At 73.7% G+C, this 17493-nt stretch carries 18 protein-coding genes; 9 read left to right on the forward strand and 9 right to left on the reverse strand.

The genetic code is table 11. The features are described 5' to 3' along the window. Both AB0P07_RS33585 and AB0P07_RS33590 read right to left on the reverse strand, forming a co-directional pair. Positions 1-293, reverse strand: a 293-nt coding sequence (locus AB0P07_RS33585) for an ATP-binding cassette domain-containing protein (protein ID WP_365557420.1), incomplete at its 3' end; no start/stop codon positions are given. A 12-nt stretch (positions 294-305) separates the two neighbouring features. Further along, positions 306-971 carry a DUF4097 family beta strand repeat-containing protein gene (locus AB0P07_RS33590; protein WP_365557422.1) on the reverse strand — a complete coding sequence of 222 codons (666 nt, stop codon included), beginning with the start codon at positions 969-971 and terminating at the stop codon, positions 306-308. 224 nt (positions 972-1195) lie between these two features. Here AB0P07_RS33590 and AB0P07_RS33595 point away from each other — a divergent pair, with 224 nt between their 5' ends. Then, positions 1196-1930, forward strand: a complete 735-nt coding sequence (locus AB0P07_RS33595; protein ID WP_365557425.1) for a helix-turn-helix domain-containing protein — start codon at positions 1196-1198, stop codon at positions 1928-1930. A 46-nt stretch (positions 1931-1976) separates the two neighbouring features. On the opposite strand, the gene AB0P07_RS33600 is transcribed toward AB0P07_RS33595, so the two are convergent. Both AB0P07_RS33600 and AB0P07_RS33605 read right to left on the reverse strand, forming a co-directional pair. Continuing rightward, complete coding sequence (locus AB0P07_RS33600) at positions 1977-3266, reverse strand: maleylpyruvate isomerase N-terminal domain-containing protein (RefSeq protein ID WP_365557428.1); 1290 nt, start codon at positions 3264-3266, stop codon at positions 1977-1979. Next, positions 3263-3856 carry a sigma-70 family RNA polymerase sigma factor gene (locus tag AB0P07_RS33605; protein ID WP_365557429.1) on the reverse strand — a complete coding sequence of 198 codons (594 nt, stop codon included), beginning with the start codon at positions 3854-3856 and terminating at the stop codon, positions 3263-3265. The genes AB0P07_RS33600 and AB0P07_RS33605 overlap by 4 nt, the downstream gene beginning before the upstream one ends. Positions 3857-4175: 319 nt before the next feature. Between AB0P07_RS33605 and AB0P07_RS33610 the strand changes: the two genes are divergently transcribed. The 3 genes from AB0P07_RS33610 (at position 4176) to AB0P07_RS33620 (ending at position 6099) form a co-directional block, all read left to right on the forward strand. Continuing rightward, positions 4176-4556: an STAS domain-containing protein gene (locus tag AB0P07_RS33610; RefSeq protein WP_007388697.1), complete on the forward strand. Its 381-nt coding sequence runs from the start codon at positions 4176-4178 to the stop codon at positions 4554-4556. A gap of 57 nt (positions 4557-4613) precedes the next feature. Further along, positions 4614-5126 (forward strand): EF-hand domain-containing protein, encoded by a 513-nt coding sequence (locus tag AB0P07_RS33615; RefSeq protein WP_365557432.1) that lies wholly within the window; start codon positions 4614-4616, stop codon positions 5124-5126. Positions 5127-5625: 499 nt separating this feature from the next. Continuing rightward, complete coding sequence (locus tag AB0P07_RS33620; RefSeq protein ID WP_365557570.1) at positions 5626-6099, forward strand: ATP-binding protein; 474 nt, start codon at positions 5626-5628, stop codon at positions 6097-6099. Positions 6100-6416: 317 nt separating this feature from the next. Here the strand turns inward: AB0P07_RS33620 and AB0P07_RS33625 are convergent, their stop codons facing one another. After that, on the reverse strand, positions 6417-7451 hold the full coding sequence (locus tag AB0P07_RS33625; RefSeq protein ID WP_365557435.1) for a helix-turn-helix domain-containing protein: 1035 nt from the start codon (positions 7449-7451) through the stop codon (positions 6417-6419). Between the two features lie 71 nt (positions 7452-7522). Here AB0P07_RS33625 and AB0P07_RS33630 point away from each other — a divergent pair, with 71 nt between their 5' ends. Together AB0P07_RS33630 and AB0P07_RS33635 are read left to right on the forward strand one after the other, a co-directional pair. After that, entirely contained in the window at positions 7523-8833 is a 1311-nt protein-coding gene (locus AB0P07_RS33630; RefSeq protein ID WP_365557438.1) for an MFS transporter, read from the forward strand. Between the two features lie 20 nt (positions 8834-8853). Next, positions 8854-9744, forward strand: a complete 891-nt coding sequence (locus AB0P07_RS33635) for a hypothetical protein (protein ID WP_365557440.1) — start codon at positions 8854-8856, stop codon at positions 9742-9744. 213 nt (positions 9745-9957) lie between these two features. Here the strand turns inward: AB0P07_RS33635 and AB0P07_RS33640 are convergent, their stop codons facing one another. Then, entirely contained in the window at positions 9958-11163 is a 1206-nt protein-coding gene (locus AB0P07_RS33640; protein ID WP_365557443.1) for an NAD(P)/FAD-dependent oxidoreductase, read from the reverse strand. Positions 11164-11262: 99 nt separating this feature from the next. Here AB0P07_RS33640 and AB0P07_RS33645 point away from each other — a divergent pair, with 99 nt between their 5' ends. Continuing rightward, entirely contained in the window at positions 11263-11880 is a 618-nt protein-coding gene (locus tag AB0P07_RS33645; protein WP_365557445.1) for a GNAT family N-acetyltransferase, read from the forward strand. A 7-nt stretch (positions 11881-11887) separates the two neighbouring features. On the opposite strand, the gene AB0P07_RS33650 is transcribed toward AB0P07_RS33645, so the two are convergent. From AB0P07_RS33650 to AB0P07_RS33660, 3 genes are all read right to left on the reverse strand, one after another. Beyond that, a complete protein-coding gene (locus AB0P07_RS33650) occupies positions 11888-12556 on the reverse strand; it encodes a pyridoxal 5'-phosphate synthase (protein ID WP_365557448.1) in 669 nt (222 codons plus the stop codon). A 37-nt stretch (positions 12557-12593) separates the two neighbouring features. After that, the gene (locus AB0P07_RS33655; RefSeq protein ID WP_365557451.1) at positions 12594-13019 is read right to left on the reverse strand and encodes a pyridoxamine 5'-phosphate oxidase family protein; all 426 of its coding nucleotides are present in this window, start codon (positions 13017-13019) and stop codon (positions 12594-12596) included. A 317-nt stretch (positions 13020-13336) separates the two neighbouring features. After that, positions 13337-13984, reverse strand: coding sequence for a TetR family transcriptional regulator (locus AB0P07_RS33660; RefSeq protein ID WP_365557454.1), 648 nt, complete (start codon positions 13982-13984; stop codon positions 13337-13339). A 121-nt stretch (positions 13985-14105) separates the two neighbouring features. Between AB0P07_RS33660 and AB0P07_RS33665 the strand changes: the two genes are divergently transcribed. Beyond that, positions 14106-14876 (forward strand): VOC family protein, encoded by a 771-nt coding sequence (locus AB0P07_RS33665; RefSeq protein WP_365557457.1) that lies wholly within the window; start codon positions 14106-14108, stop codon positions 14874-14876. Between the two features lie 192 nt (positions 14877-15068). Continuing rightward, entirely contained in the window at positions 15069-17459 is a 2391-nt protein-coding gene (locus AB0P07_RS33670) for a serine/threonine-protein kinase (RefSeq protein ID WP_365557460.1), read from the forward strand. The last annotated feature ends 34 nt before the right edge of the window (positions 17460-17493 follow it).

A 17493-nucleotide genomic window follows, 5' to 3' on the forward strand; every position in this document is an offset into this window, starting at 1 on the left:
TTCTCCTCGCCGGTGATCAGACCGTCCACGGCGGAGAACTGGCCGGTGACACCGATCGCGCCCCGCACGTCCTGCGGGGCGGCGGCGAGGTCGTGCCCGCCGACGCGGATGGCACCGGCGTCGGCGGTCACGAGGGTGGAGAGGATCTTGACGGCGGTGGTCTTGCCCGCGCCGTTCGGGCCGAGCAGGGAGAAGATCGTTCCTTCGGGGACGGCCAGGTCGATGCCGTCGAGGACGGTCTTGTCGCCGTAGGACTTGCGCAGTCCGTTCGCCGCGATGGCCAGGTCGGTCATGGCTGCTGCTCCTCAGAGGCTGCGGGCGGTGATGTCGCCGTGGTCGGTGGTCGCGTGGATGGTCAGGGCGGGGGTGCCGTCGGCGTTCTTCAGCGCGTTGTGGACGCGGCCGTGTCCGGTGCCGGAGTCCAGGGCGGCGGAGACCCCGGCGGCGGCGCCGACGGTGATGTCGCCGGAGCGGGTGCGCAGCACGAGCGCGCCCCGTACGGCTTCGGCGATCCGGATGTCGCCCTTCTGGACGCGGATCTCGGCGGGCCCGTCCAGCCGGCCGACCGAGATGTCGCCGGCGGCGGTGGTGAGGTGGGCGCTCGCGGCCTCGTCGAGCTTGACCGGGCCCTGCGCGCCCTCGTGGGCGACGTCGCCGAGCCGTCCGACGCCGCGGAACTCGGCGGCCGCCGTCCTCGCCTCGACGCGGGAGCCGGCGGGCAGCCGGACGGTCACCTCGACGGAGCCGGAGGCGCCCATGAACCGGCTCTCCGCCGGGACCTCGATCCGCAGGACGCCGTCGCCGAACGCCACCCGGGTCTGCTCGGCCGCCGTCACGTCACGTCCCTTCGAGGCGTCCGAGGGCAGCACCTCGACCGTGGTGTCGGCCCGGTCGGCGGCGATGATCTGGACGCGGCCCGCGGGGACGTCGAGGACGGCGGAGATCGGGGCGGTGGTGTCGAAGGTCTGCATGGTGCTCTCCTGTGTTCGTCTCTGTTTCTGACGTGAGAAACGCTACGTTGCGTTCACGGAAGCATCAATGACTTTGTTGCGACAAGAGAAAGAAACCCCAGGTCAGATCTGTAATTTCGTTGCAACGGTTCAGAAAGTAACGCAACGGTGGACGGAGTTGCGTTGCAATGATCTGGCAGTGAACGCTATGGTCCGGGTATCAGGAGAGCGCGAAGGAGATCACGATGCCGGGAGGCAGGCTCACACAGCAGGAACGTCAGCAGATCGCCCTGGGACTGGCCGACGGCCTCGCCTACGCGGAGATCGCCAGGCGCCTGGACCGCCCCACCTCGACGGTCACCCGCGAGGTGATGCGCAACGGCGGCCCCACGGCGTACCGCGCCGACCTCGCCCACCGGGCCACCGAGCGCCGCGCCCACCGGCGCAGGCAGGCGGCCCCCCGCGGGGCCGAGGCGACCCCGCCGGCCCATGGGCGGGACGCCGAGGCCGTGCGGGAGTACGAGGAGACGCTGACCACCGTCTTCATACAGCAGGGCACGCCGAAGATGATGGCCCGGGTGATGGCGTGCCTCTGCGTCAGCGACACCGGCAGCCTCACCGCGTCCGAACTCGTCCGGCGCCTCCAGGTCAGCCCGGCGTCCGTCTCCAAGGCGGTCGCCTTCCTCGACGAGCAGGGACTCGTCCGCCGGGAACGCGACGAGTCGCGCCGCGAGCGCTACGTCATCGACGACGACGTCTGGTACCAGTCCATGATCGCCAGCGCCCGGGGGACCCTGCAGGTGGCCGAAACCGCGCGCCAGGGCGTGGCCGTCCTGGGGTCCGGCACCCCGGCCGCCGAGCGCCTGGAGAACATCGCCCGCTTCCTCGGCCACATCTCCGAGAGCATCGTCCGCGCCGCCGACCAGGCCCGTGAGGTCCTGCACACGGCCCCCGCAGCGCCCCCGGACACGGAGGGATGAGCCCGGGGCGGGCGGGCGCCGCCGGTGCGGCCGTCGGGGCTCGCCCCTACATCCGGCTCAGGCAGGCGGCCGCGAACAGGACGTCCCTGATCGCCTCGCGGTCGCCCACCTGACCGGCCGCCGCCTCCGCCGGAGGCACGTGGCCCGCCGCCAGCCGACAGAACTCCACGCCGTCCAGGGCGACATGGGCCACCTCGTGATCGGCGGAGCCCACCGCGCCGGGCGAATCCAGCGGGATGAGCCACTCGCCGCCGCCCGAACCCTCGATCTCCAGCCGCAGGCTGCGTCCCGGCTCGCCCGCGGCGACCAGGTGCGGACGGTCGCCGGGCGCGGCCAGACCGGCCCGGCGGCGGGCTGCCAGGACACCCGGCAGCATCCGGGCCGCGAGGTCGATCATGCCGTTGAGGTGGCGCGCGGACGGCGGCTCGTACGGGTAGTCCACCGCTTCGGCGATGTCCTCCGCGTGCACCCAGCACTCGAACGCCCGGTCCAGCATCGCGTCCCGCAGCGGCAGCTCGAAGTCGCCGTAGGAGACCGGCATCCCGCCCGAGTCGCCGGTGAACGCCACCGTCCGGACGAGGTCGTGACTCTGCTCGCGCCAGGGCGCCCGCACCGCGCGGGTGGGCGGGTGGAGCGAGGCCCGCCAGTACGCCTCCGTGCGGGCGGCCGGTGCCCGGCTGGGCGCCGTGGTCTCACCCAGCGGATCGTCGAGGCCCAGCGCGGCCGCGACCGTCCCGTCGACCGTCATCAAGTGCGCGATCACCCCGGCGACGGTGGTACGGCGACTCGTGGCACCGTCGTCCTCGAACCAGCGCAGCCGGACCGGGGCCTGCCAATCGGCGTCCCCGAAGTCCTGGAGCAGCGCGTCCAGGCGGGCGGTCTCGGCGTCGTAGGGGGCGGCCCACTCGGGCACCGGGATACGGGGCGGGCGCCGCTCCAGGCAGCCGTCCAGGACCCGGGTGCGCAGGGCGGGGTCCAGGTCGAGGGTCTCCGGCCGCTGGAGCAGCGTGACCGCCTCCCGCAGGCGCAGCGCCTCGTCGGCGCAGGCGTCGCACTCCCCGAGGTGCGCCTCGACGGCCGCCGCCTCCTGCGCCGAGCAGGCCGCCAGCGCCCACGCCCCGAGCAGCGACGTCAGCAACTGGTGCTCCAGCGCGGCCGGCGCCGGGTCGGGCAGCGCCCGCCCGCCGTCCTCGACGGAGGCACGGGGCAGCGGGACACGCGCCCCGGTGCCGGGGCCGGTGCCGGTGTCGCCGTCGTTTCCCTGCGTGTCCCGGGTTTCCCTGGCGTCCTGCGTGTCCTGTTCGTCGTTTCCGTCGTCCTCGTCGTACGCCTTCATGCCGCACCCCCGTATCCGGGCGGTGCCGCGGGTGGGTGCGGGGCGGTGCCGGCGTCGCGGGCCGTGGACAGGAGCTGGAGGCCCAGGCGGAGGCGGCGGCGGGCCTCGTCCTCCGTGACACCGAGGTCGGCGGCGGTCTGGCGGTAGTCGCGGCGCTGGAAGTACGCCAGCTCGAGGGCGGCGCGCAGCGGAGCCGGCATGGACTGGACGATGTAGTCGGCGCGGGCGGCGACCGAGGCGTGCCGCACCTTGCTCTCCAGCTCCTCCGCGGTGCCCGGCCCGCCCCGGACCAGGGCTGCCGTCTCGGTGGCGCGCAGCCGCTGGACGGCGAATCGGTGGGTGAGCGTGGCGACCCAGGTGCGCAGCGGGCCCTGCCGGGGGTCGTAGGCGTCGGGGTGCTCCCAGACGTGCGCGAAGACGTCGCGCGTGATGTGGTCGGCGGCCCGCTCGTCGTCGAGCACGCGGTGCGCCAGACCGTGCACCAGCGAGGCGAACCGGTCGTACAGCTCGCCCAGGGCGGCGGCCTCGCCGCGCGCGAGCCGCTGCTGCATCTTGCGGTCCCAGCGCAGTGGCACGTCCCTCTTCGCCATGCCGTTCCTCCACCCCCTCCTCGGACCCAGCCTGCGCCCACCCTCTCCCCGAATGTAGTCGGCACGTCCGACAGCGCACGCCCCTTTGCTCCAATGTGCGCCCCCGGCCGGCCGGAGGTGATATGCGCCTCCAGTACCCTCTAACGTGCGACCGAAATCGATCGAACAGGATCGAAAGCGTCTGAAACAAGCCTCTTCTGGCCGGTCTCCGTTTCTGCCCCGGCGTTTGCGGGAACGGCCGGTGGGCAGGCGCGCCGCCAAGAAGCGTAAATACGGCTTCCGTTTCGGGTGAATCCAGGCGTTCCGACGGATGAAGGGCATGGTGGTGACGTTCAACGTGACCGGCGGCGAGCGGGGCCGGTGGGCCGTGCTCCAGGTGTCGGGGGAACTTGACCTGGTGACGTCACCGGTGCTGCGGCAGCGTGTGCACGACGAGGTGGCGGAGGGGCGGCACAGCCTCGTCCTGGACCTGTCCGAGGTCCTCTTCTGCGACTCCAGCGGGGTCGGCGTCCTCATCGCCTCGCGCCGGCTCATCCGCTCCTGCCAGGGCAGGCTGCGCCTGATACTGCCCGCTCAGGGAGCCGTCGACGGCTCCCACGTCAACCGCGTCCTCGGTGCGCTGGGCGTGCGCCGGCTCTTCGACTGCCACCCCGACCTCGCCTCGGCGACCGGGGACGAGCCGCGCCCCCTGTCCGCGTAGGCGTACGCTCCGGGCGGGACGTACCCGAGCATCGACGTGAGACGGCCGGAGAGAGCCATGGTCAACAGCGAGTACGAGCGCAGGATCGCCGCCCGGTTCACCACCTTCGACCAGGACGGCAACGGCCACATCGACCGTTCCGACTTCAGCGGGGCGGCCAAGGCCCTGCTCGCCGAGTTCGGCGTCGCCGCCCGCTCCGACCGGGGGCAGGCGCTGTACGGCGGTGCGGAGGCGCTCTGGCAGGGGCTGGCCGGCATCGCCGACCGGGACGGCGACCAGCGCATCACCCGTGAGGAGTTCGTCACCGGGGCGGTCAAGCGGCTGCGTGACAAGCCGGACCGGTTCGCCGAGATCGCCCGTCCCTTCCTGCGCGCCGCCCTCGCCGTCGCCGGTACCGCCGACGACGGCACGGTCACCGTCGCGCACGCCGTGCGGGCGCTGACCGCGTTCGGCGTGCCCGGGGACGTCGCCGGACCGGTCGCCGCCGCGCTCGACGCGGACGGCGACGGCAGGGTGGGGGAGGCGGAGGTCGTCCCGGCCTTCGCCCGCTGGTTCACCGTGCCCGAGTAACGGCACTCGCTCGCGAGGCCCCGCGCGGTGCGTGTCACGGATCGTGGCAGAACCGCGTCACGGAGCGTTGATGCCGGGTTGTGTCCGCCGTGTGACCCGTTACGGCCCGGAGTCGGCGCCACGCTCCGGTACCTTGTGTGGGATGCGAGTGCTCCCGAGCGCCAGCCGTGCCGGAGTTGCCCCTGGGGCGGCTCCGGAACCGACGGCGTACGCCTTGCCCCGCAGGGTGGAACGGCCGTCTGCCGCCGCCTGTTCGACTCAGCGGAATGTGCGTCGCACAGTATGCCGCACGGGTACTCCTTCGCGCTGGAATATGCCCGAAGCGCTTGTTGACGTGACTGTCCGTCAACCATGCTGTTCCACAAGGGATTCACGTTCGGTGATCCCCGCCCCGGCCGTTGTTCTGGCCATGCTGGAAATGGCTACGATCGTGGCCCTCATGAGGCGCGAGCCTTTGTGTCCGCCGGTTCGGATGGTGTGAGCGGTGCAAGTGCTTCAAGTGCAGCTGGAGGTCCGTCCAGACCCCTCGGAAGTGGGGCGCGCCCGGCGCTGGGCGCGCTCACGCCTGGCCGGGTCGGGCATACGGGCCGATGAACCCCTCGCCGAGACGCTGGCCCTGCTCGTCTCCGAACTCGTCACCAACGCCGTGGTCCACACCGGGCGTTCGGCGGTGCTGCGGCTGGTGCTGCCGGGCGCGGTGACCGAGGAGACCAAGGACGCCACCGTCCGCCTCGAGGTGGACGACGCCAGCGACCGTGCCCCGGTGCCCCGTTGTGCGGGCGGCGAGGCGACGGGCGGCCGGGGCCTCGCCCTCGTGGACGGCCTCGCCGACCGCTGGGGCTGGAGCAGGGAGGGCACCGGCAAGCGCATCTGGTGCGAGCTGGACCGCTCCTCCGGGGGCGAGAGCGGCGCGCCGGTCTGCGGGAACGGCGGCGCGGCGGCGTACGAGGGGTTCGCCTTCGAGGTCGTGTGACGGCCGTGCGCCGGGATGTGCTTCCGTGCGCGTCCCTGGCGAAACGGTACACAAGTGAGGAAACCCTCCTCGCCGGTTGACGGATCGTGACCGTTTCCTGACGCTTGTAGCCACGATTCGCCGTGAGGGGACGACGAGGGCTCGGTGACGGAAGCCCTCGACGAGTGTGGGTCGTGTCGGCGGCGGTTCCCTCGGGGGCGACGGGAGCCGGGCGGGAGCGCCGGAGTCGGGTGGCGGCGCGCGATGCCGTGCTCGGGGCGGACAGCGCCGCGCCGCCGGCCGACGAGTCCGGGACGGATCCCGGTCCTCGACGGCGCTCATTCTCCACAGGCTGTGGACAACTCCGCGCGGAAGGTCCGCCGGTACCCGGTCGGCGTGACGCCGAGCGCGGCCTGCAGATGCTGCCGCATCGACTGGGCCGTTCCGAACCCCGCGTCCCGGGCCACCTGGTCGACCGACAGGGCGGTGGACTCCAGCAGCTGCCGGGCCCGTTCCACGCGCTGCCGGGTGAGCCACTGGCCCGGACTGACGCCGACCTCCTCGCGGAAACGGCGGGTGAAGGTGCGGACCGACATCGACTCCTGGGCAGCCATGTCCCGCAGCTGGATCGGCTCGTGCAGACGGCCGAGCGCCCAGGCGCGGGCGGCCGTCGTGGACGACTGCTGCGGATCGGGCACCGGCCGCTCGATGAACTGCGCCTGCCCACCGTCCCGGTGGGGCGGTACGACGGTGCGCCGGGCCACCTCGTTGGCCACGGCGGTGCCGTGGTCCCGGCGCACGATGTGCACGCACAGGTCGATCCCCGCCGCGACCCCCGCCGAGGTGAGCACGTCGCCGTCGTCGACGAACAGCACGTCGGCGTCCACCCGGACCTTCGGAAACAGTCGCTGGAAGTGCTCGGCCGAGGCCCAGTGCGTGGTCGCCGGGCGGCCGTCGAGGTGCCCGGCGGCGGCCAGCACGAACCCGCCCGTGCAGATCGCGACGAGCCGGGTGCCGGGCCGCACGTGGGCCAGCGCGGCGGCCAGCTCCCCGGTCAGCACGCCCTCCTGGTAGACCGGGCCCAGCTCGTAGGAGGCGGGGACCACAACCGTGTCGGCGGTGGCCAGCGCCTCGGGGCCGTTCTCGACCATGATCGCGAAGTCCGCGTCCGTGTCGACGGGGCCCGGCGGCCGGACCGAGCAGGTGATCACCTCGTACAGCGGACGTCTCCGCTCGTCGCGGGCGAGACCGAAGATGCGCGGCGCGATGCCCAGCTCGAAGGGGAGCAGGCCGTCGAGGGCGAGGACCACGACGCGGTGCGGGCGGCCGGAGGGAGCGGACGTGTCGGAGGTGTCGCCGGGGCCGGAGGTCATGGCCCGATCCTAGCGAACCATGTCCTTCGGGCCACTCGTCCGTACGTCGTCCCCTGCGGAGACTCAGTGACGTGACCCAGACAACCGATGCCACCGCAGTATCCGAGGACCGGCGGGAGCCGGCCCCCCGCCGCCGGCGCGTGCACCGCGCCTGGTGGGTCGCCGCCGTCACCTTCGTGACGATCATCGGGGCCGCCGCCTTCCGCTCCCTGCCCGGCATCCTCATCGACCCGCTCCACGACGACTTCGGCTGGTCGCGCGGCACCATCGGCGCCGCGGTCTCCGTCAACCTGGCCCTCTACGGGCTGACCGCCCCCTTCGCCGCCGCGCTGATGGACCGCTTCGGCATCCGGCGGGTCGTCGCCGTCGCCCTGATGGTGATCGCGCTCGGTTCCGGCCTGACCGTGTGGATGGACTCCGCCTGGCAGCTCATCCTCTGCTGGGGCCTGCTGGTCGGCCTCGGCTCCGGCTCGATGGCCCTGGCCTTCGCCGCCACCGTGACCAATCGCTGGTTCACCGAGCGGCGCGGCCTGGTCACCGGCGTCCTCACCGCCGCCTCCGCCTCCGGTCAGCTGATCTTCCTGCCGCTGCTGTCCTGGATCGTCGAGACGTACGACTGGCGCCCGGCGGCCGTCACCGTCGCCCTAGCCGCCCTGGCCGTCGTCCCCTTCGTCTGGCTCCTCCTGCACGACCACCCGGCCGACGTCGGCCAGAAGCCGTACGGCGCGAAGGAGTTCGTGCCCAAGCCCGCCCCCGTCCCCGGCGCCGCCGGGCGCGCCCTGACGGTCCTGTTCTCCGCCGTCCGCACCGGCCCGTTCTGGCTCCTGGCCGGTACCTTCGCGATCTGCGGCGCCTCCACCAACGGCCTGATCCAGACCCACTTCGTGCCCGCCGCCCACGACCACGGCATGCCGATCACCGCCGCTGCCTCGCTGCTCGCCGTCATCGGCGTGTTCGACGTGGCCGGCACGATCGCCTCCGGCTGGTTCACCGACCGCTTCGAGCCGCGCCGCCTGCTCGCCGTCTACTACGCCCTGCGCGGCGTCTCCCTCCTCTTCCTCCCCATGCTGCTCGCGCCGAGCGTCCACCCGCCGATGGTCTTCTTCATCGTCTTCTACGGCCTCGACTGGGTCGCCACCGTCCCGCCCACCCTCGCGCTGTGCCGCGAGCACTACGGCGACGACAGCGCGATCGTCTTCGGCTGGGTGCTCGCCTCCCACCAGGTGGGCGCCGCCCTCGTCGCCTTCCTGGGCGGCGTGGCCCGCGACCGCTTCGGCTCGTACGACGTGGTGTGGGTCGCCTCCGGGGCGCTGTGCGCGGCGGCGGCGCTGATGGCACTGGTGATCCGGCGGCGGGCGACGCCGGTGGCCGCGCTGTCATGAGCAGGTCGTAGGCTGCGGCGATGGGGTGGGGGAGGACGGCGGGTCCCGGTGACCGGAGGCCCGTCCGGCCGAACGACGACTGGAACCGGGCGGCCGCGCTGTGCGCGGGGCAGTTGCCGCTCGTGTGGCTGGCGTGGTGGTTCGCCCCGCAGGCGGGCAGGGACGACTACGGGTACGTGGGCGGCGCCTACCTGGGCATCTGCTGCGTGCCGCTGGCTCTGCCGCTGCTCGGGCTGGTTCACGCGACCTTGCAGATCACACCCGCGGCCGCCCTGGCCGGCCTGCGGCCCGGTGCCCTTCGCGGCCCGGAGTGGGCCTGGCATCTGGCCCTGTCCGTACTGATCGGTGCCGCCTGGGCGGTACTGGGACGGGTGCTGTGGGAATGGCCGCTCGGCGACACCCTCCCGTGGTTCACCGGGGTCGGCGTCCTGCCGGTGCTGGTCCTCGACCGCCTGCGCGGACGGTCGTGGAGGGGGCGGAGGGTCTGGCTCGGTTCGGCGGTCGCGAGCTTCGTCCTCTTCGTCGGGTGCGGGATACCGGCCGCCGTCCTGGCCGACGACTACGAACCCCCTCGGCTGTCCGCCCGGCAGCTCACCGGGACCTGGCACGGCGCGCACGGGAGCGTGCTGCGGCTGGCACCGGGCGGCCGGGCCGAGCTGACCCGCCTGCCGGTCCGAGGAGGTGAGGACGAGTGGGGCGGCTTCCCGGTGTGCGACGGAACGGGCACGTGGACGCTCGAACGGGACGACGAGTTCATGGACACCGACCGCGACGGCGTCCTCCTGCGTCCCGGCGGCGAGTGCGGCCAGGAGACGTACTGGACGATCGGCGGCACCGCACAGGACCCCGAACTCTTCGTGCAACTCGGCGACCCGGACGCCGATGACGTGCTCATCCTCACCCGCGACTAGGGGGTGTGGTTCGGATCGTGCCGGGGGCGCTGGGGCTGGTACACGCTCTCCCCGCTGCCTGAAGAGCGTGGGAGGTGTCCCCAGCGGCGTCGTCGGTTGCCGGGGCTGCGCCCCGGCGCCCTCCGCCGCCCTGCGGCCGCCCCCACCAGACCCCGCTCGGCCCAGCCACCAGGGCACCGTCGCCCGGAGCTGGCCTGATCCACACGACGCCCCCTAGCCCGGCAGCCGCGACACCCGCCCCGCCTCCCGCTTCGCCACCGCCCCGGCGATCCGCCCGGCGTCGAGCGCCAGCTCGCGGAGCATCCCGCTGATGGGGTTGGTGAACCCCGTGAAGTACAGGCCGGGTGCGCCGGCCGGTGCGCGGCCCCCGTGCACGAGCGGGCGCCCGGTGCCGTCGAGGACGCCGAGATGGCCGACCAGCCCCTCCAGGCCCCGCCGGTACCCCGTGGCGGCGATCACCGCGTCCGGGGCGATGCGGGTGCCGTCGGCGAGGACCGCCTTGCCGGCCTCGAAGCCCTCCACGGCGGCCACGACCTCCACCCGGCCGGCCCGCACCGCGTCGACGAGGCCGACGTCCTGCACCGGGATGGCGCCCTGGGCGGCCCGGGTGAGCAGGCCGGTCTGCGGGCGGGGCAGCCCGTGGGCCGACAGGTCGGGCGTGCTGATCCTTGCCAGCGGACGGGCGAGCCGGTCGGCGAGCGCGGCCGGCAGGCGCCGGACCAGGACGCCGTTGTACTGGGCGGCCCACCCCGCCGTCGAGCGGCGGACGATGTGCGGTGCCGTGCGCACCGAGAGCCGGACCCGGGCGGCCCCGCCCTCCACCAGGTCCACGGCGATCTCGGCGCCCGTGTTGCCCACCCCGACCACCAGGACGTCCCGGCCGGCGTACGGGGCCGGGGCACGGTACTCGGCGGCGTGCCGGAACTCGCCGGTGTAGGTGTCCCGTCCGGGCCAGTCCGGCAGTCGCGGGGTGTGGTTGTAACCCGTCGCCACCACCACCGCCGCGCCGGTCAGCTCCCGGCCCCCGGAGGCGTGCAGCAGCCAGCCGTCCCCGTCGGACGCGCGCTCGACGCGGAAGACCTCCACACCGGTGACGATCTCCAGCTGGTGGTACTCGGCGTACTTCTCCAGGTACCGCACCACGTCGTCCCGGGCCACCCAGCGCCCGAAGCGGCGCGGCATCGGCAGGCCGGGCAGCGAGGAGAGGCGGCGGGTGGTGTGCAGCCGCAGCCGGTCGTAGTGCCGCCGCCAGGAGGAACCGACCCGGTCGGCCCGCTCCAGGACCACGGCCCGCAGACCGCGGGCGCGCAGCGCGTGGGCGACGGCGAGACCGCCGGGGCCGGCGCCTATGACGTACACGGGGCGGCCCGCGGGGTGGGCGGGCTGCGGCGGTTCAGCGGACGCTGTGGAGTCGGCCATGCGGCGAGCGTAATCGCGCACCGGGTTGATGGGTCTCGGTCAAGACCGGAATCGGTTGCGGATCGGTCACGACTGGGACCGGTGGGCTTGAATGGCCGGATGGCCCACACACGCATGTACACCCTCGACCCCTCCCTCTCCCGCCCCGAACCCCGCGGACACGGCCTGCGTCTGCGCGCCTGGGACGCCGGCTCGGACGCCGACGTGGAAGCATGGCTGCGCGGTCACCTGGATCCCGACTTCCAGCGCTGGAACACCCCGCTCAAGCTGTGGACCGATCTCGCCGGGGCCCGCGAGTCGCTGCGTGCGCGGGCGCGCGACGCGGCGGACGGCAGGTCGGCGTCGTTCCGGATCACGGACGACGAGAGCGGTGCGACGCTCGGGCACATCGGCCTCGGCGAGATCAGCATCCGGCTGAAGACGGCCCGGGTCGGTTACTGGGTGCTCCCCGAGGCCCGCGGTCGGGGCGTCGCCACCCGGGCCCTGCTCCTCGCCTCGCGCTGGGCCTACGCGGAACTCGGCCTCCACCGACTGGAACTGGGCCACGCGACCGGGCACGAAGCCTCCTGCCGGGTCGCCGAGCGCAGCGGCTACCGCGCCGAGGGCACCCTGCGCGAGGCGATGTTCCAGGCCGGCCGGCACGACGCCTTCCGGGACGTGCACCTGCACGCGCGCCTGGCGACGGACGCGGAGCCGACGCCGCCGGGCGCGCGGTGAGCGCGGTTCACGGCCACAGCAGCCGCCGGTCCCAGGCACCGTCCTCGGTCCGGCGGTAGGACAGCCGTACGTGGCGCCGGCGGGCTTCGCCCTGGAAGAACTCCACCTCGTCGGGGCGCAGCCGGTACAGCGTCCAGGACGGGACCGGGGCGTCGGGCTCCCGCCCGGCCCGCTCCCAGGCCGCCTCGGAGGCGCGGGCCAGCTCGTCCGTCGAGCCCAGCTCCGCGCTCTGCCGGCCGGTGAGCGCGGCGGCCAGTGCGCCGGTCGAGCGTGCGTGCAGGTCGGCCCGCGCCTGGTCGGCCGGGGCGACGGCGACCGGGCCGCGCAGCCGCACCTGACGGCCCAGCGCCGTCCAGTAGAAGACGAGCGCGGCGTACGGGCGGGCGGCGAGGTGGCGGCCCTTGCGGCTGTCGGCGTGGGTGGCGAAGGCCCAGCCGTCCGCGTCGGCGCCGTGCAGCACGACGACGCGCACGTCCGGCAGTCCCTCGGCGTCCGCCGTGGCCAGCGACACCGTGTGCGGCTCGCGCTCATCGGCCGCGACCGCCTCGGCGAACCAGCGGGTGAACAGCTCCAGCGGGTCGCCGGGCGCGGCGGCCGGGTCTAGCGGCGGAAGCTCGGTGACCTCGGGGTCCCACACCCGCAGTGACCTCAGCAGCTCGTGAAGATCGGTTCCCATGACCCCGATTGTCCTGCGGTCAGGGGCGCCCCGGGGCTCACACCGAGCCGAGGTCGGATGAGACCCAGCGTTCGGGGCGCATCCGGACGACGACCTGCTCGCCGTGGTTCGCCGAGGCGAAGGCGACGTAACCGTCGACCTTCTCGGCCGGGAGGTAGCGCGCGGACATCTCCCTCAGGTGCGCCTCGGTCGCGGCGAACGTGTCGACGACGGGTCCCTCCACCGAAACGTAGCGGATGGTGGGCTCCAGCCGGTCGACCATCAGGGAGAACCGGCCCGCCTTGCCGATCAGCTCGTTCTTGCGGCTGTCCAGTCCCGTCATGATCCACACCTCGCCGCCGGGCTCGTACTGGTACCAGATCGGCACGGTCAGCGGGGCGCGTCCCGCTCCCGCGTCGACCGCGAGCGCGGCGATGTGCGGCTCGGTCAGGAACGTCTCACGCTCTTCGCGGGTCAGGGCCATGTGGTCTCCTCCAGCGGGTGCGGGTACGGATGCTGAGCACAACGTCGGCCGGGCGGGCGGCTGTTCCCCGTCGGGGGCCGTCGAGACGTGGGCGCCGAGGCGCTGAACTTCGAGGCGCTGGACATCGTGCCGGTGCGGCCGGAGGGGCCGGGGCACGGTCGCCGAGTTCGGGCGGCCGGCGAGGCTGCGCAGGGCGCTTGGCCGGAGGCGCGGCGAAGAGCCGGAGGCGCGGCGGGAGGCCGGAGACGCGGCGGAGGGACGCAGGTGCGGCGGGCGGCGACGCGGCGGGCGGAGATGACAGGCTGCCGCGCGGTGTCCTATTTGGCGGGCTTCTTTCCGGTGATGCCGAGATACATCAACAGGGCGAGATGGGGCTTGAGTTCCGCCTGTTTCACGCCCCACGAAGAGAATCCCTTCTGGTGCGATGCGGCGGCCGCGAGCATGACCACGAGTGACCCGGCGATCGCCGCGGGGTTCACGTCCTTGTCGACCTTGCCCTTTGCCTGGAGATCGGCGACGGAATCCGTGAGGGATGAATTCACCGAATTCAGGATCTTCATGCGGATTTTGGCGAACCGCTTGTCGCCCTCCGCCGCACCGAGATCCACCACACGCAGAATCGCGTCGTTCTTCCGCCAGAACTCCAGGAATCCGTCGACGAGTTCCTGCGCCGTCTGCCAGCCGGCCTTGCCGACCCAGGAGCGGCCCGCCGTCAGCTCGCTCAGCGAGGAACTCTCCGCCGCCATGCGCTCGGCGATCTCCAGGACGGCGCCCTCGACGTCCGGAAAGTACTGGTAGAAGGTCGCGGGCGAGGTGCCCGCCCTGCGGGCGACATCGATGACTTTGACATCGCGATAGGGGGAGGAGCTGAGCATTTCGCTGAGGCAGTCGAGCAGTTTCTGCCGGGTCGCCTGCCCACGTCGACCGGCCACGCGGCCGTCGACGGTACGCACTTGTCCTGTCATGCCGTCAGCTTACCGACGGGTGATCCGAGCGCGATTCGGCCGACTGCAAATGGGGTGCGGGAGCGAGAAGAGACGGGTGTGCCTGGTCTGCGCGGTGCGGGCGACGCGGTTACTTTGAGGCATGGCCGAAAACGGGGCATTCGAGAAGAGGTCGTCGGACCGTCCGCCCGCCCGCCGGGAGGGCGTCCCCTGCTGGGTGGAGGCACAGCTCTCCGACGTGGAGGCGGGCAAGCGCTTCTACGGCGGGCTGTTCGGCTGGACCTTCGAGGACGCGGAGGAGACGGACGAGCGGGCGGCGGGGGAGTTGGTGCGGGCGTGCCTGGACGGGGAGCCGGTCGCCGCGCTGGTCCGCAAGACGGACGGCCGGATGCCCACCGTGTGGTCCGTGTACTTCCACACTCCGGACGCCGCCGCCCTGGCCGCGCGGATCCGGACGGGCGGCGGTCAGGTCGTGACCCCGCCCCACCCGGTCGGCGACCTGGGCACCGCCGCCCTCGCCGCCGACCCCGACGGCGCGGTCTTCGGGCTCTGGCAGCCGGGCCGCCGCACCGGCTTCGGACGCCGGCACGAGCCGGGCACCTTCGCCTGGACCGAGCTGTACACCCGGGACACGGAGGCCGCCAACACCTTCTACGGCGACCTGTTCCACGACGCGCTCTTCGGCCCGGACGCCTCCCCCGACTTCGGCCGTGCCCGGGTCTCGGACGTCTTCCCCGCCGAGATGCCGCCGCACTTCCTCGTCCACTTCCTCGTCGAGGACGTGGCCGACGGGATCGCCGCGGTGGCCCGGCTCGGCGGGCGGGTGCGGGTCCCGCCCTTCGAGACGTCGTACGGGCGGGTGGCCGTGGTCTCCGACGGGCAGGGGGCGTCGTTCGGGCTGCTGCAGCGCTGACCCGGGGTGGCGTCGAAGAGGATCTTTGCCCGGAATCAGGTAAGACACCCCGATTGTCGCCAGGTTCGCCACCAGCGCCTCGGACAGGAAGAATCGGGGTGCGTGGCGCCACGGAGGTGCGGTGGTGAGACGCTGCACTTCGGTCGCGTACATATGTGGGTGGCGCGGCCCGTACGGGGAGGTGGCAGGCAAGTGGTGGATCAGCTGACGCAGCACGATCCGCGGCGGATCGGGCCGTTCGAGGTGCTGGGGCGGCTCGGCGCCGGCGGCATGGGGCTGGTCTATCTCGCACGCTCGGCGTCCGGGCGGCGCGTGGCGATCAAGACGGTGCGCACGGAGCTGGCCGAGGACCAGCTGTTCCGGGTCCGCTTCACCCGCGAGGTGGAGGCGGCCCGCGCGGTCTCCGGCTTCTACACGGCGGCCGTGGTCGACGCCGACCCGCGCGCCGCGGTGCCGTGGCTGGCGACGGCCTACGTGCCCGCGCCCTCCCTCGAGGAGATAGTGAACGAGTGCGGGCCGCTGCCGGCCCGGGCGGTGCGCTGGCTGGCCGCGGGCGTCGCGGAGGCGCTGCAGTCGATCCACGGCGCCGGCCTGGTCCACCGCGACCTGAAGCCGTCCAACGTCCTCGTCGTCGAGGACGGCCCCCGCGTGATCGACTTCGGTATCGCGTCCGGTGTCTCGAACACCCGTCTGACCATGACGAACGTCGCCGTCGGCACCCCCGCCTACATGTCCCCGGAGCAGGCGAAGGACTCCCGCAGCGTCACCGGCGCCAGCGACGTGTTCTCGCTCGGCTCCATGCTGGTCTTCGCCGCCACCGGGCACCCGCCCTTCCACGGCGCGAACCCGGTCGAGACGGTCTTCATGCTGCTGCGCGAGGGCCCCGACCTGGAGGGCCTGCCCGACGAGCTGCGCCCGCTCATCGAGTCCTGCATGCAGATGGAGGCCACCGGCCGCCCCAACCCGGCCGACCTCCAGGCCCAGCTCGCCCCGCACCTCTTCGGCTCCGGCTCCGACGACAGCGGTACGGCGTCGGCGTGGCTGCCCGAACGGGCCGTGGGCCTGATCGAGGGGCGCCGCAACGGCCGCCCCGCGGCCAAGCCCGCCACGGCCGGCGGCCGCGGTCCGGGCCCCTCCGGCGCCCGGGGGCCCGCCCACGCGCCCCCGCTGCCGCCCCCGCCCGCGCACGACCCCGCCGTACCGGCGCCGCCCTCGCACGGCCCGGCGGTGCCCGCACCCGTCGGCGCCCCCGACGGCGGGCCGGTCCGGCTGCCGGGCGCCGCGGTGCCCATCGGCCCCGGGCCGCGCGTCGCCGACATGCGCGCCGCCGCCGTCGCCGCGCCGCCGCCGGAGTCCGCCCTCGCCGCGTCCTGGTCCCGCCCGCGCACCGGCGTCAACGGCGCCGACCCTGCCGTACCGGCCCCCGCCCCCGCGCCTGCGGAGGCCTCGCCGCCCGGGTGGCGGCCCTGGCGGTTCCGGATGTCCAACGACGTGTGGGGCACACCGCGGGTCGCCGAGGAGCTGGTCTACGTCACCTCCTTCGAGGTGCACGCCCTGGACGTGGCCACCGGCCGCCGCCGCTTCAAGACCCGGGACGTCGCCTGGTCCATGGCGGTCGCGGACGGCCGTGTCCACGCCTCCGACGGGCCCACCCTCTTCGCCCTGGACGCCCGCGAGGGCGGCGACCTGTGGCGCGTGCAGACCGACGCCTGGGTGTACTCGCTCCAGGCCGACCGGGGCACCGTCCTCACCGCCACCCGCGGCGGCGGCGTCCAGGCCTGGGAGGCGTCGGCCGGCCAGAAGCTGTGGGAGATCACCGGCGCCCAGACCGACTTCGAGTCCCCCGAGGCCGGCGCCGCGCTCCACGACGGCACGGCGTACGTCTGGCAGGACGCCCGCCTGCGCGCCCTGGACGCCCGCACCGGTGACGAGAGATGGTCGTACCCGATCGGCGACGCCGCCTCCTGCGGCGGGGTCCCGGTCCGCCTCACCCAGGCGCCCGACGGCTACGTGTACGTCGCGGCCGGCACCCGGGTCCTCGCCCTGGAGGTCACCTCGGGCCACGTCCGCTGGCACTTCGAGGCCCCGGCGGTCTTCCTGGCCCCGCCCGCCTTCGTGCCGGGCCCGGCCGTGACCGGCGGCGGCGTCTATCTCGCCGACTACCTCGGCACCGTCTACGCCCTCGACGCCACCGACGGCCGCGACCGCTGGCGCATCGCCACCGAGGCCCGCTCCTCGACCGACCCGGTGCTGGTCGCCGCCGGCCACGTCCACGTGGGCAGCGGCAAGGGCCTGTACACCCTGGACGCGGTCACCGGCACCCCCAAGTGGCGCTTCCAGGCGGGCGGCGACATCGTGGGCGCGCCCGCGGTCGCCGAGGGCCGCATCCACTTCGGCTCGACGGACCACCTGCTGTACACGCTGAAGGCCGACGACGGCCGCCTGCGCTGGAAGCTCGCCACCGGCGGCGAGATCACCGGTTCCCCGGTCGTCCGCGACGGCATCGTGTACGCGTGCAGCAAGGACCGCTGCGTGTACGCGCTGGACGCGGAGAAGGGCACCGGGACGGCCCGTACGACCTGAGGGCACCCACGAGGAGGCGGCCCCGTGCGGCGTG

The sequence above is a fragment of the Streptomyces sp. NPDC085944 genome (genome assembly GCF_040686295.1).
GTDB lineage: Bacteria > Actinomycetota > Actinomycetes > Streptomycetales > Streptomycetaceae > Streptomyces > Streptomyces salinarius.

Coding starts and splice junctions, on each gene's coding strand:
- AB0P07_RS33590 (WP_365557422.1), bottom strand. CDS start 971: ATGCAGACCTTCGACACCACCGCCCCGATCTCCGCCGTCCTCGACGTC.
- AB0P07_RS33650 (WP_365557448.1), bottom strand. CDS start 12,556: ATGGGAACCGATCTTCACGAGCTGCTGAGGTCACTGCGGGTGTGGGAC.
- AB0P07_RS33635 (WP_365557440.1), top strand. CDS start 8,854: ATGGGGTGGGGGAGGACGGCGGGTCCCGGTGACCGGAGGCCCGTCCGG.
- AB0P07_RS33595 (WP_365557425.1), top strand. CDS start 1,196: ATGCCGGGAGGCAGGCTCACACAGCAGGAACGTCAGCAGATCGCCCTG.
- AB0P07_RS33660 (WP_365557454.1), bottom strand. CDS start 13,984: ATGACAGGACAAGTGCGTACCGTCGACGGCCGCGTGGCCGGTCGACGT.
- AB0P07_RS33615 (WP_365557432.1), top strand. CDS start 4,614: ATGGTCAACAGCGAGTACGAGCGCAGGATCGCCGCCCGGTTCACCACC.
- AB0P07_RS33645 (WP_365557445.1), top strand. CDS start 11,263: ATGGCCCACACACGCATGTACACCCTCGACCCCTCCCTCTCCCGCCCC.
- AB0P07_RS33625 (WP_365557435.1), bottom strand. CDS start 7,451: ATGACCTCCGGCCCCGGCGACACCTCCGACACGTCCGCTCCCTCCGGC.
- AB0P07_RS33640 (WP_365557443.1), bottom strand. CDS start 11,163: ATGGCCGACTCCACAGCGTCCGCTGAACCGCCGCAGCCCGCCCACCCC.
- AB0P07_RS33665 (WP_365557457.1), top strand. CDS start 14,106: ATGGCCGAAAACGGGGCATTCGAGAAGAGGTCGTCGGACCGTCCGCCC.
- AB0P07_RS33600 (WP_365557428.1), bottom strand. CDS start 3,266: ATGAAGGCGTACGACGAGGACGACGGAAACGACGAACAGGACACGCAG.
- AB0P07_RS33610 (WP_007388697.1), top strand. CDS start 4,176: ATGGTGGTGACGTTCAACGTGACCGGCGGCGAGCGGGGCCGGTGGGCC.
- AB0P07_RS33655 (WP_365557451.1), bottom strand. CDS start 13,019: ATGGCCCTGACCCGCGAAGAGCGTGAGACGTTCCTGACCGAGCCGCAC.
- AB0P07_RS33605 (WP_365557429.1), bottom strand. CDS start 3,856: ATGGCGAAGAGGGACGTGCCACTGCGCTGGGACCGCAAGATGCAGCAG.